This window comes from Mesorhizobium sp. M1322 (assembly GCF_040318085.1).
In the GTDB taxonomy this organism is placed as follows: Bacteria; Pseudomonadota; Alphaproteobacteria; order Rhizobiales; family Rhizobiaceae; genus Mesorhizobium.
The window spans coordinates 47,431-59,892 of record NZ_JAMYLP010000008.1 but is presented as its reverse complement, the minus strand read 5'-3'; the positions used below and the strand labels follow the sequence as shown (position 1 = coordinate 59,892).

The window sequence follows — 12,462 nt, the reverse complement described above, 5'->3', positions numbered from 1 at the left end:
TAGCGGTTTTGGGTGACGATCACCCGGAAACAAAAAACCCGGCGCGAGGTCGGGTTTTTCAAAATTCGAAGGCGAAAAGCGCTCAGGCTGCTTCTTCCTGCTCGGCTTCTTCGTTGTCGGCCTTGGCGCCGCGCTTCGGACCCTTGTTGAGGTTCACTTCGATGAGGCGCACCGCTTCGGTTTCCGACATACGGTTGACGGCCGCGATCTCGCGCGCCATGCGGTCGAGTGCCGCCTCATAAAGCTGGCGCTCGGAATAGGACTGCTCCGGCTGGTTGTCGGCGCGGTAGAGGTCGCGCACCACTTCCGAGATCGAGATCAGGTCGCCGGAATTGATCTTCGCGTCATATTCCTGCGCGCGGCGCGACCACATGGTGCGCTTGACGCGGGCGCGGCCCTGCACGACCTTCAGCGCGCGATCGACATAATCTTCTTCCGACAGCTTGCGCATGCCAATGGAGGTCGCCTTGGCAACCGGAACCTTCAGGCGCATCTTGTCCTTCTGGAAGTCGATGACGAACAGTTCCAGCTTGTGGCCCGCAACTTCCTGCTCGTCGATCGAGACGATCTGGCCGACGCCATGCGCCGGATAGACGATGTACTCGCCGGTCTTAAAACCGTGACGCGCTGCGCTGGACTTCTTCTGCGGGGTGATTGTTGCCATTACGCCATGAACTCCTTGGTGTGGTACCGGCATTCTGCCGGCCGAACTCGCGCGATCGGGTAACCGATCATTAGCCGCACAACTATGAAGCCACCGGAAAAGCCGCGGCCGGCAAACCGCATAATTGCGACGGCCTGCCCCAGATCACTCTGGTCCGGATTGAGAAATTCACCTTTCAGTGATTTGGGGCGTTTGCGCCATAAATCGACGTTGTGTCACCGGCATGTTTGGTTGATGTAGCACAAAAAGTCGGAAGAATCAAGGTTTTGCTGCACGCGCGAAGGCCATGCGTCATCGCCGCCTGTCAAGGCGGTTAATGTGCCGTGCCTATTACGCGGCGTCATGCTGGCTGAATCAGCGGTCTTGTCAGTCGCCTTCGCCGGGCTCGGCGGAGAAATATTTCTCGAACTTGCCGGCCTCGCCATCAAAGGATTTGGCGTCGGCCGGAGGCTCCTTCTTGGCGGTGATGTTGGGCCATTTGTCAGCGTATTCGGTGTTGATCTGCAGCCATTTGTCGAGGCCCGGCTCGGTGTCCGGTTTGATCGCGTCGGCCGGGCATTCCGGTTCGCAGACGCCGCAGTCGATACACTCGTCGGGATGGATGACGAGCATGTTCTCGCCTTCGTAGAAACAGTCGACCGGACAGACCTCGATGCAGTCCATGTATTTGCATTTTATGCAATTGTCGGTCACGACATAGGTCATCGGTCGGCTCCGGGACGTCCCGTTTTTGTTAGGCTTTTTGGTGAGGTAACGTCTTTACCCGCCGCTTGCAAGGGCAGCCATTGCGCGCGATACCGGTGTTTCCGGAATGGAACTCCAGAGGGCTATGCGGCGAAACCCGGTTATGCGTCAGTCGTCGCCGAACAGCCGGTCGGTCTCCCGGCGTTCCTTCTTGGTCGGGCGGCCGCTGCCGGCATCGCGCAGCGCGGGGATCGCATCGCCAACGGCTTCGCCCTTCGGCGCGGGTGGCGGCGACATATCCTCGTAGAGCGTGCGCGCTTCCTCTGCGGGGCCGCGCCGGATCCCGGTGCCGAGCACTTTCCAGACGAAGATGCGCCGCTCGAGAGTGATGGTCAGGACGTCGCCGGCCCGGACCAGATCGGAGGCCTGCGCTGCTTTGTCGCGATTGATGCGGACGCGTCCGGCCACCACCAGCTTCGCTGCCAGCGAGCGCGATTTCACCGCACGCGAAAAGAACAGCCATTTGTCAATGCGCTGGCGGGCATCAGTGACCATCGGAGCGAGCGAACTTACTTCTTCAGCTGGTCGCGCAACGCGGCGAGCTTGGCGAATGGAGAATCCGGGTCGAAGCGCACGGGACGCTCCTCGCGAGGCTTAGGCTGGAACGCGGGCTTTCCACCTGGCGCGCCACCCTTGCCGTCTTGCCTGCCGCCCTTCCAGTCAGGCCGGCTTTCGCGACGATCGGAACGCTCGCCCTGCGGCTTGCCATCGCGCCGCTCTCCCGTCTCGCCCTGGGGCTTGGGCTTGAATTTGCTGCGATCGAAGCGCGGCTTGCCGTCGCCGTCGCGGCGTCCTTCGTGGGCGGGCCGGCTGCCTGGAGCGCCGGCCGGTTGTCCGCCGGTGGCATCTGCCGGTGCGTCGCCACGGCCATCGCGCGCGGCTTGCCCGCTGCGCGGGCGATTGTCCCTGTCACGGGACCGGTTGTCGTGGTGGCGGTGGCGCGGACGCTGGTCGAAGCGGCCCTGCCGCCACAACAGGATGGGTTTTGGCTCTTCGGCCTCTTTCTCGGCCTCTGGAGCACCCTCGCCGGTGGCGGCCTCCGCCGCCGCGGCAGGTTCGGCCGATATCGCTTCCGTTGCGGGCGAGGCTTCGGAAGCCGGTTCCGCCGGTGCGACCTCAACCTCGGCGGCTTCGGGTTCTGCCTCTGGCCGAGCCGCTGATACCGCAGGCACTTCAGCTGCAGGCAGCTCCTCTTCCGTGACCTCACTCTGAGTTTCCAGCTGAGCTTCCGCGACAGGTTCCGCTTCGGTGGCGGGTTCCGCGGGAACTTCGGCTGCTGCCTCTGCCACGGCAGCCGCATCCGCACCCGAACTCTCGGCCGGCGCCTCGGCAGCTGCGTCCGCAATCGCGGCTGCCGCTGCCTTGGCCTGCTCGGCTTGCTCTTCCGCCGCCTGCTTGGCCGCGGCGGCTTCACGCGCGGCATTGTCCTGTGCCTCGAGCCGCGCCCTCACCTCGACCGCCGGCTTCGGCTCCGCCCGGTAGCCGAGGCCCTTCAAAATCTCTTCCATGTCGTCGGCCGTGGCGCCGAGGATCGACATCATCGGCGGCGTCACCATGAAGGACTGACCGTCATAGGCGCCGTCGGGGCGCTGGCCGAGGCCCGGCTTCCAGTTGGTTGCGGGCCGGATCAGGTCGGCCAGCCGTTCAAGGATGTCGACGCGCACCGCGCGACGGCCGAGATTGCGGTAGCCGCCCAGTTTGTAGAAGGCCTTGTCGAAGGTGGGATCGATGACCACCGAGGTGCGGCCGGAGGCCAGCGCGTGAACCACGTCGCCAAAGCCGGGCTTGTCCTTGCCGTCGTTTCTCAGCGCCCACAACAGCGTCACCAGTCCGGCCGGGGCCGGCTTGATCAGCGCGGGCACGAAGACGTGGTAGGCGCCGAAGCGCACGCCGAGCCGGCGAAGGGCGGCGCGGCCTTCCTGATCGAGCGACTTCATCTCCTCGGCGATGTCGCGGCGATTGATGAGGCCGAAATGCTCGACGAGCTGGAAGGCGATGCCGCGGCCGATGCCGGTGATCTGCTCAGCGTTCTTGAGGTCGACCAGCGGCTTCAGCAGGGACTCGATCTGGAAATTGACGAAGCGCTCGGCGCGCGCCGCGACCTTGTCGCGGGCGGGGCCGGTGAGCTGCTCGTCGGCCAGCAGCACAAGGCGCGGCTTCAACGGCTCCTCGCCGGCGACCAGCGTGCCGATCGGCGCGCCGATCCAGCGCAGCGTGCCATCGGAGCCGAGCGCGATGTCGCCATTGGCCGAGGCGCCGAAGCGTTCGGCCCGCGCCTCGAATTCGGCTGCAAGCGCCTTCTGGGCTGCTGTGCGCACCGCCTTGGCGTCCTCGCCGCCGGCGCTCTGGTCGGCGGTGAAGCGGAACCCCTGCAACTCGCCGACATGATGGCCTTCGACGAGGACGGTTCCGGTTGGACTGATTTCGGCTTCAGGCATGGTATTTTCTCTAAGGCGCCGCATGAGGACGGAAGTCCTGCGGTCTACGAAGCGTTTCGTCAACCGCTCATGCAGCGCATCCGACAATCTGTCCTCGATTTCGCGCGTCTTTTCCTGCCAGTGTGCCTGATCGGCCAGCCAGCCGGGCCGGTTGGAAACGAAAGTCCAGGTGCGGATCTGGGCGATCCGGTGCGACAGCGTGTCGATGTCGCCCTCGGTGGTGTCGGCACGGCGCACCTGCTCGGCCATGTAATTCTCGTCGACATGGCCATGCCTGGCAAGGTCCATATAGATCGAGGCGATCAGGTCGGCATGCTGGGCCGGCGCGATCTTCCTGTAGTCGGGAAGGGCGCAGGCCTCCCATAACAGCGCCACGCGTTTGGCGTCGGTGGCAAGCGCCCGGATGTCTTCATCGCGGGACAGATGTTCGAGCGCCTGCGCATCCACGGCGGGCAACGCGCGCGTCAGGCCTTCAACCGGCGCGTTGGTCTCGATCGAGCGCTTCAGCGCGTCGAGGTTGACGAAATCGAAACGCGCGGTGCGCCATTGCAGCACCTTCACCGGGTCGAAATCATGCGCTTCGATCTTCTTGACCAGTTCCTCGTCCAGCGGATCGACCTGGCCGGTGACGCCGAAGGTTCCGTCGCGCAAGTGCCGGCCGGCGCGGCCGGCGATCTGGCCGAGCTCGGCCGCGGTCAGATTGCGGTATTGGTAGCCGTCGAACTTGCGGTTCTGGGCGAAGGCGACATGATCGAGATCGAGGTTGAGGCCCATGCCGATCGCATCGGTGGCGATCAGATAGTCGACATCACCCGATTGGAACAGCGCCACCTGCGCGTTGCGGGTGCGGGGCGATAGCGCGCCGAGCACAACGGCCGCACCGCCCTGCTGGCGGCGGATCAGTTCGGCGATCGCATAGACCTCATCGGCGGAAAAGGCGACGATCGCCGTGCGTCGCGGCAGGCGGGTGAGCTTCTTCGAGCCGGCATAGGCGAGATGCGACAGCCGTGGCCGCGTCACCACCGACACGCCCTTCAGCAGACGCTGGAGGATGCCGTGCATGGTGGCTGCGCCGAGCAGCAGTGTCTCCTGGCGGCCGCGCAGATGCAGGATGCGGTCGGTGAAGATGTGGCCGCGCTCGAGATCGCCGGCCAGCTGGACCTCGTCGATGGCAACGAAGGCGGCGTCGGTCTCGCGCGGCATGGCTTCCACGGTGCAGACCGAATATCTGGCGCCGTCGGGCTGGATCTTCTCCTCGCCGGTAATGAGCGCCACCTTGTGAGCACCGACCTTCTCGCAGACGCGTGAATAAACCTCGCGGGCGAGCAGCCTGAGCGGCAGGCCGATAATGCCGCTTTCATGCGCCACCATGCGCTCGATGGCGAGATGGGTCTTACCGGTGTTGGTCGGCCCGAGCACGGCGGTCACATCGCGGCCCGACAGGATCAGCGGTTCAGTGTGTTTCGGCTGGATGTTCATCGACCTGGAAATAAGGCTCTCTGCCTCGCGTTGTCGGGAGCGCGCCCCGTTCTGGCGCGTGTGACAAGCGACACATAGGGATTTCGGGCGCGAAGCGAAAGCGGAATGTTCCGACGGCAGATCGAAGGCTCTCGTCTGGTGTTGTCAAACGGTCCTGATTTAACAGTTAGAACGAGTCTGGAACGAATCGGCTACGAATCGCTGACTCTCGCTGATTCAGGTTTTGTTCACGGCTATATCTGGATTTTTCGCCGGCGAGTCTCACCATATGCTGAATCGCCGAACTGGCCCGATTCATGCAGGACGGATGTAGCCGTTAACCTTTGCCGTCGAACGAGCGACGCAGGTCGGCGGGCGTCATCCAACATTTCGAAATCATTAATTTTTCCTAAACGCGCCTTAACGATTCGGGGATGTTCTCAGCCTTTGTCGTTAACCTTCCGCTCAAAGCCGGAACGAAACGGCGACGAATCAGCCTTGGCGGATGTTTCCCGGTTTGTTCACCCCAATATGTTGTGTCGTGAACAGGTTTTCCACCGGGTATCCACAGGCAGGAAAGAAGGTTTTGCACAGCTGCGCCGCCGCCGTTAACCTTTGCGTGCCGCTTCGGCACAGATCGGCGCCGCGTCCATCGGTCGACGCAGTCGCTGCACGAGGACCAGACCAAAAATCCTGAACGGCTGGTTCAAGACACTTCCTCTCCCACGGCATAGCGCTGCAAAGTAGGGCCGACGTTCTGGATAATTTCGTCGTGGGACAGGGCGACGACGGGCGGAAGCCGCAGCAGGTATCGGCACATCGCCAGACCCAGCAACTGGCTCGAAACGAGCCCGGCACGTCGACCCGCATCGGCGGGGTCAGCGACCGCCGCAACCACCGGCCTCACCTGGTTGGCAAATACGTCACGTAACTTTTCGGCGGCGAATTCGTTCGACGTCGCCGAACGCAGCAGAATTGCCATGCCAGGACCGCTGGCCGCGCCCTCCCAGATTTCGAGAAAACGCCTGATCAGCGTTTCACCGATGGTGCTTCGATCGATCACCCGCAGTGCCGGCAATTGCAGGTCGACGACCGCCGCCCTGGCGAACAGCTCGTCCTTGCTGCGGAAATAGCGGATCACCATGGCCGGATCGATCGAGGCCTGCGCTGCGACGTCGCGGATGGAGGCGCCGTCATAGCCGTGCTCGGCGAACAGGAGCCTCGCGGCCTCGAGGATTTGGGCGCGCGTGCGGTCCGACTTGCTGGGTTTCTTCGGCTGATTCTCGGTCATGAAATCAATATGCCAACGGCCGTTGACAAATGCAATGAGTTCGACTAGAAAGTCAACGATCGTTGACAAATGGAGAGAAAAAATGTTGCCCGATACAACCGAAGTCCTGATCATCGGCGCCGGCCCGACCGGCATGGCGCTGTCCATCGTGCTGCACCAGGCCGGTGTCGATCACGTTCTGATCGACAGGCTGGCGCAGGGCCTTCGGACCTCGCGGGCTGGCGTCATCCACGCCCAGACGCTGGAAACGCTGGAGCCTCTCGGCGTCACGCAGCGGCTAAGCGAACTTGCCCTGAAGCTGCAGAATTTCGCCATCCGCGACCGCAATCGGGCGCTGCTCAAGCTCGATTTCAGCAAGCTTCCGTCAAGGCATCCCTATCTGATGATGCTGTCTCAGAACCTGACCGAGCAGGTGTTCGCCGAACGGATCGCCGCCCTGGGCGGCGTGATTCACCGCATGGTCGAGGCCAAGGCGGTCGTTCAGGATGCTGACGGCGCGCGCGTGACGGTGGTCGAGAATGGCCGCGAGAGACCGATATCGGCACGCTATGTCGTTGGTGCCGACGGCATGCAAAGCCTGGTGCGCAGGTCGACCGGCATCGAGTTCGACGGCGCGGCCTATGACGCTTCGTTCGTACTCGCCGATGTTCGTCTCGACTGGCCGGTTGGGCCGACGGAAGTGTCGCTGTTCTTTGCACCGGCCGGGCTGGTGGTGGTGGCGCCGCTTCCGGACGGATCGTACCGGGTCGTCGCAACGATGGATGACGCACCGGAAAAGCCCGAAATCGCCGATATCCAGGCGCTGCTCGACAGCCGTGGACCGACCAAAGAAAGAACGCGGGTGCTCGAGCTATCGTGGAGTTCGCGTTTTCGCGTGCATCACCGCCTGGTCCGCTCGTACCGCAAGGACCGATTGTTCCTCATAGGTGATGCCGCTCACGTGCATAGCCCGGCGGGAGGGCAAGGCATGAACACCGGCATCATCGATGCGGTCGTGCTTGGCCAGTTGCTTGGCGACGTGGTGAACGGCGTGCGCCCGGAAGCGGAGCTCGACCTCTACGAAACACTGCGGCGCCCGGCGGCCCGAGAGGTGCTTGAACTGGCGGGCACGATGACAAACATGGCGCTTACCCGCAGTCCGGCTAAGCGGTTCGTCCGCAATCTCGTGCTTTCGGTGCTGAACCTCAACCCATTCTTGAAACGTCGCATCGCCTTGAAACTGTCAGGCCTCAGCCGGGCGCCGCTTGCCCGCCTGCCGGCACCTTTGCGCGAGCCGGGTCCGATCACCCAGACCAAGCCTGCAGCCGAACCAGGGCTGAAGCTCGTCGCCTGACCGCCGCGATTGTGCGGCTCCCAACCTCGGTCTTGGCCGTGTGGGCGTTGGGCCGGTACATCAGTTACCGGCCATGGGCCGACGCCTCAGGTGATGTACTGGCCGCCATTGGCGGAGATGGTCGAGCCGGTGATGAAGCCGGCATCGTCGGAAGCGAGGAAGACGACGCAGCGTGCGATCTCTTCCGGCTCGCCGAGGCGGCCGACCGGGATCTGCGGGATGACGCGCTCGTTGAGCACCTTCTCGTCCATCGCCCTGACCATCTCGGTGGCGATATAGCCGGGGCAGATGACATTGACGGTGATGCCGGCCCGCGCCCCTTCCTGGGCGAGCGCCTTGGTGAAGCCGATGTCGCCGGCCTTCGACGCCGAATAGTTGACCTGGCCGGTCTGGCCCTTCTGGCCGTTGATCGAGGAGATGGTGATGACGCGGCCGAACTTGCGGTCGCGCATGCCGCCCCACAGCGGGTGCGTCATGTTGAAGACGCCGGAAAGATTGGTGTCGACGACCTCTTTCCATTGCTCGCGCGTCATCTTGTGGAACATGGCGTCGCGGGTGATGCCGGCATTGTTGACCAGAACGGAAACCGGGCCGAGATCGGCCTCGATCTGCTTGATGCCGGCGGCGCAGGCATCGTAGTCGGCGACCGACCATTTGTAGACCGGGATGCCGGTCTCTGCCTTGAATTTCTGCGCCGCTTCGTCATTGCCGGCGTAGTTCGCGGCAACATGATAGCCGGCGTTCTTCAGGCCGATAGAGATCGCGGCGCCAATACCACGCGACCCGCCGGTGACGAGTGCTACCTTTGTCATGATGTCCTCCCTTTTAATTCGTGAGTGACGGGCGGGGAACGCTCTAACGGCGATTGAGCCCCGTTCGCCCCCGACTATTTCATGGCTTGCCTTGCGCATGAACCCCGAAAATCGAAATCGATTTTCGGAAAGCTACAGCGTCCTTTGGGCGTCCCAAGGGACGCCCGGCGCTGTAGTCTGTCTTCATAGCGCTTCCACGCACATGGCAACGCCCATGCCGCCGCCGATGCACAGCGTGGCGAGGCCCTTCTTGGCGCCGCGGCGCCTCATCTCGTAGACCAGCGTGTTGAAGATGCGGGCGCCCGAAGCGCCGATCGGATGGCCGATGGCGATGGCGCCGCCATTGACATTGACGATGGACGGATCCCAGCCCATGTCCTTGTTGACGGCGCAGGCCTGGGCGGCGAAGGCCTCGTTGGCCTCGACCAGGTCGAGATCGCCGACCGACCAGCCGGCCTTGGCCAACGCCTTGCGCGAGGCGGGAATAGGCCCGGTGCCCATGATCTGCGGATCGACACCCGCGGTCGCCCAGGACACGATGCGCGCCAGCGGCGTGATGCCGCGCTTTGCGGCTTCGGCTTCGGTCATCAGCAGCACAGCGGCGGCGCCGTCATTGATGCCAGAGGCATTGGCGGCGGTCACCGTGCCGTCCTTGTCGAAGGCCGGTCTTAGCTTGGTCATGGCGTCGATTGTCGCGCCGTGGCGAATGTATTCGTCCTGGTCGACGATGGTGTCGCCCTTCTTGCCCTTGACGGTGAAAGCTACGATCTCGTCCTTGAACTTGCCGGCCTTCTGCGCAGCCTCTGCCTTGTTCTGGGAGGCCAATGCGAGCCGGTCCTGGTCCTCGCGGGTAATCTGGAACTGGCGAGCGACGTTTTCGGCTGTGTTGCCCATGTGGTAGCCATTGAAGGCATCCCACAGCCCGTCCTTGATCATGGTATCGATCATCTTGTAGTCGCCCATCTTGACGCCGGCACGCAGGTGTTGAGCATGCGGGGCCAGCGACATCGATTCCTGCCCGCCGGCGACGATCACCTTGGCATCGCCGGTGGCGATCTGCTGCATGCCAAGCGCGATGGCGCGCAGACCTGAGCCGCAAACCTGATTGAGGCTCCAGGCGGTGGTTTCCTTTGGCAGGCCGGCATTGATAGAGGCCTGGCGGGCGGGGTTCTGGCCCTGAGCCGCGGTCAGCACCTGGCCGAGGATCACCTCATCGACCTCCGCCGGCTCGACACCGGCACGCGACAGCAGTTCCTTGATGACCACGGCGCCCAGTTCATGCGCCGGGGTGGCGGCAAAGGCGCCGTTAAAGGAACCGACGGGCGTGCGCGCCGCGCTGGCGATGACAATGGCATTGGAAGCGGACATGTTCTTCTCCAGACTTCAGGGGGTATGGTTAGGGCTTTTCTTGCCCTTTCCATGACCCAAGTCAAACCGGAAATGGGCGTGCCGGCCATGCGCCGCAAGCAGGTTGCGCATCGTGATGGAAACAGCCCGCCCATTGCTGCGCAGCATATTTAGGCTGCCCTGCAGCATTAATTGATCCCGCACTGCACAAACCACTTGGAATTGTGACGCTTTTGCGCATATCCTTGAAAAGGCGCAATCGTTACCGGCAGCTTACTCAAGTGCGCCGGTGTCCTGGGAGGATGCTGATGGCCGCGAAAGACGAACCGATTATCATCAAGAAATATGCCAATCGCCGCCTCTACAACACCGGCACCAGCACTTATGTGACGCTCGAGGACCTTGCCGAAATGGTCAAGAAGGGCGAGGAGTTCACCGTCCAGGACGCCAAGACCGGCGACGACATCACCCATCCTGTGCTGACCCAGATCATCTTCGAACTGGAGAACAAGGAGGGGCAGAACATGCTGCCGATTCCGTTCCTGCGCCAGTTGATCGCCTTCTACGGCGACCAGATGCAGATGATCGTGCCGAGCTTCCTCGAACAATCGATGATCGCCTTCTCAAAGGAACAGGAACGCTTCCGCGAGCAGATGAAGGGTGCCTTGGGCAAGTCGCCGCTGGATATGATGAAGATCGCCACGCCGATTAAGGCGCTGGAAGAGCAGACGCGCCGCAACATGGAGATGTTCCAGAACGCCATGCGCCTGTTCACGCCATTCCCACCCGCAGGCTCGAATGGTTCTTCCCCAGCGCCGGCAGAGCCGGCCAGAAAAGAAACGTCGGAAAAACCCGACGACCTTCAGGAGTTGAAGGAACAGATCGCCGCCATGCAGCGCAAGCTCGACACTATGTCGTGATCGCCGGCCGGACTAAGCCCGGCCGAATTCTCTCATCAGCAGGTCGTGTCAGAGCCTCTCCGCCTCGAATAAGGCTGAGTGCCTCCGGCCACGCTATTTCGTCGTCACCGTCACCAGCGCGGTAACGCGTTTGCCGTCCACAAGAATGGGCTTGTGATGATCATCGGCAAGTAGCACGCCGATCACGTGCTTGCCGGCGGCATCCGGACAATGGCCGAAACGAGCCTCGATAAGGTCGCCGCCAAAGTCGCTGTTCATGCCGTTGTACGGCTTGCCGGGAATGTTGCAGGTATCTCCGGCGGGATCGACCTTCATATGCACGTGGCCGCATTGGCTGACGCCGTCGCATTCACCCGCAGGCAGCAACGTGAAGTTGCTCCTGACGACGACGCCTATCGCCTTCTCGGGATCGGCGCCGAGTTCGATGACTGAACCGGCCTCCGGCCAGACGATTTGCAGGGTTGGCCGATCTTCGGCCTGGGCAGACCCGAGCGACAATAAGGAGAAAGCGAGGGCAGTCGTTGCGATGATGCGAAGCATGGTAACCTCCGTTAATTGTGTAATCACTGATTACATATGAATCGCTTGGACGCAAGCAAATAATCGGTGATTACATTTCGGCCTCGTGCTATTGGGCAACATGACCAACCCCACGGATTCCGGCGAAGCCGCCAACCCTAAGCGCTATCATCACGGCAATCTGGTTGAGGCCTTGATCGCTGCTACCGTGGAGATCATTGAAGAGCGCGGAGCAGAGCATGTATCGGTGCGTGAGGCAGCAAAGCGTGCAGGCGTCTCGCCCGGCGCGCCATTCCGGCATTTTCGGTCGAAAACAGCACTGCTGACCGCGGTCGCCGAACAGGCCATGAACCGGCTGACTGAGGCCGTTGCTGATGCACAGTCAAAAGTCGGCAGCGCAGATCCCATAGGGGCCTTCGAAGCGATCGGACAAGGCTATCTGGAATGGGCGATCAGCAATCCGACGCATTTCCAGATCATCAGTTCTCGAACGCTGATTGAGTTCGACGCGTCGGATAGTCTTCGTGATCAGAATGAAGCCGTTCGCCGGAAGATGGTCGACCTGCTGACCCAAGCGCAACAACAAGGTCGGCTTGCTCCGGACACCGACTTTGACCATCTGGTGCTTGCCGCGCGCGCCTTTGTCTACGGGTTGGCGCGCATGGCGATCGATGGTCATTTCCCGGAGTGGCATCCGTCCGAGCCGCCAGCCCTCGCCGCGCGGAGGGCTCTCCATCTTTTCATGAGCCGGATTTCATCCAAAACGCAATCTCGGGAGCACCCCAAAGTGGCTCCCCGGGATCGTTGACAAAACTGCTTTCACACTGTCTGTCAGGCGCACAACTTCGAGTGAGGGTGTCCTCATTCATGACAAAAATTTCATGTCATCGCCAATCCGCGCCGCTGTTCTTGCGCCGCACGAGACATATATGCTGC

General features: G+C 62.4%; 12 protein-coding genes. 3 read left to right on the top strand and 9 right to left on the bottom strand.

Translation table 11 applies throughout. The features are described 5' to 3' along the window. Nucleotides 1-82: 82 nt before the first annotated feature. The 5 genes from NKH12_RS05180 to NKH12_RS05160 all read right to left on the bottom strand — a co-directional run bounded on the left by NKH12_RS05180 (nucleotide 83) and on the right by NKH12_RS05160 (nucleotide 6,709). Nucleotides 83-664 (bottom strand): CarD family transcriptional regulator, encoded by a 582-nt coding sequence (locus tag NKH12_RS05180; RefSeq protein WP_027152934.1) that lies wholly within the window; start codon nucleotides 662-664, stop codon nucleotides 83-85. A 366-nt stretch (nucleotides 665-1,030) separates the two neighbouring features. Continuing rightward, a complete protein-coding gene (gene fdxA, locus NKH12_RS05175; RefSeq protein WP_095487362.1) occupies nucleotides 1,031-1,369 on the bottom strand; it encodes a ferredoxin FdxA in 339 nt (112 codons plus the stop codon). A 147-nt stretch (nucleotides 1,370-1,516) separates the two neighbouring features. Next, entirely contained in the window at nucleotides 1,517-1,903 is a 387-nt protein-coding gene (locus NKH12_RS05170; protein ID WP_352952134.1) for an RNA-binding S4 domain-containing protein, read from the bottom strand. A gap of 14 nt (nucleotides 1,904-1,917) precedes the next feature. Then, nucleotides 1,918-5,325, bottom strand: a complete 3,408-nt coding sequence (locus NKH12_RS05165) for a helicase-related protein (protein WP_352952133.1) — start codon at nucleotides 5,323-5,325, stop codon at nucleotides 1,918-1,920. 685 nt (nucleotides 5,326-6,010) lie between these two features. Further along, entirely contained in the window at nucleotides 6,011-6,709 is a 699-nt protein-coding gene (locus NKH12_RS05160) for a TetR/AcrR family transcriptional regulator (protein WP_352952132.1), read from the bottom strand. Between NKH12_RS05160 and NKH12_RS05155 the strand changes: the two genes are divergently transcribed. Beyond that, on the top strand, nucleotides 6,678-7,928 hold the full coding sequence (locus NKH12_RS05155; protein ID WP_352952131.1) for an FAD-dependent oxidoreductase: 1,251 nt from the start codon (nucleotides 6,678-6,680) through the stop codon (nucleotides 7,926-7,928). The genes NKH12_RS05160 and NKH12_RS05155 overlap by 32 nt on opposite strands. 86 nt (nucleotides 7,929-8,014) lie before the next feature. Here the strand turns inward: NKH12_RS05155 and phbB are convergent, their stop codons facing one another. From phbB to NKH12_RS05140, 3 genes are all read right to left on the bottom strand, one after another. After that, nucleotides 8,015-8,740, bottom strand: coding sequence for an acetoacetyl-CoA reductase (gene phbB, locus NKH12_RS05150; RefSeq protein ID WP_258121636.1), 726 nt, complete (start codon nucleotides 8,738-8,740; stop codon nucleotides 8,015-8,017). A gap of 183 nt (nucleotides 8,741-8,923) precedes the next feature. Beyond that, complete coding sequence (locus tag NKH12_RS05145) at nucleotides 8,924-10,108, bottom strand: acetyl-CoA C-acetyltransferase (RefSeq protein ID WP_352952130.1); 1,185 nt, start codon at nucleotides 10,106-10,108, stop codon at nucleotides 8,924-8,926. 15 nt (nucleotides 10,109-10,123) lie between these two features. Beyond that, nucleotides 10,124-10,276 (bottom strand): hypothetical protein, encoded by a 153-nt coding sequence (locus NKH12_RS05140; protein ID WP_352952129.1) that lies wholly within the window; start codon nucleotides 10,274-10,276, stop codon nucleotides 10,124-10,126. 119 nt (nucleotides 10,277-10,395) lie between these two features. On the opposite strand from NKH12_RS05140, the gene phaR reads away from it, so the two are divergent. Continuing rightward, a complete protein-coding gene (phaR, locus tag NKH12_RS05135; protein ID WP_352952128.1) occupies nucleotides 10,396-11,007 on the top strand; it encodes a polyhydroxyalkanoate synthesis repressor PhaR in 612 nt (203 codons plus the stop codon). Between the two features lie 93 nt (nucleotides 11,008-11,100). Here phaR and NKH12_RS05130 read toward each other — a convergent pair whose 3' ends face one another. Beyond that, the gene (locus tag NKH12_RS05130; protein WP_352952127.1) at nucleotides 11,101-11,547 is read right to left on the bottom strand and encodes a hypothetical protein; all 447 of its coding nucleotides are present in this window, start codon (nucleotides 11,545-11,547) and stop codon (nucleotides 11,101-11,103) included. Between the two features lie 100 nt (nucleotides 11,548-11,647). Here NKH12_RS05130 and NKH12_RS05125 point away from each other — a divergent pair, with 100 nt between their 5' ends. After that, on the top strand, nucleotides 11,648-12,334 hold the full coding sequence (locus NKH12_RS05125) for a TetR/AcrR family transcriptional regulator (protein ID WP_352952126.1): 687 nt from the start codon (nucleotides 11,648-11,650) through the stop codon (nucleotides 12,332-12,334). The last annotated feature ends 128 nt before the right edge of the window (nucleotides 12,335-12,462 follow it).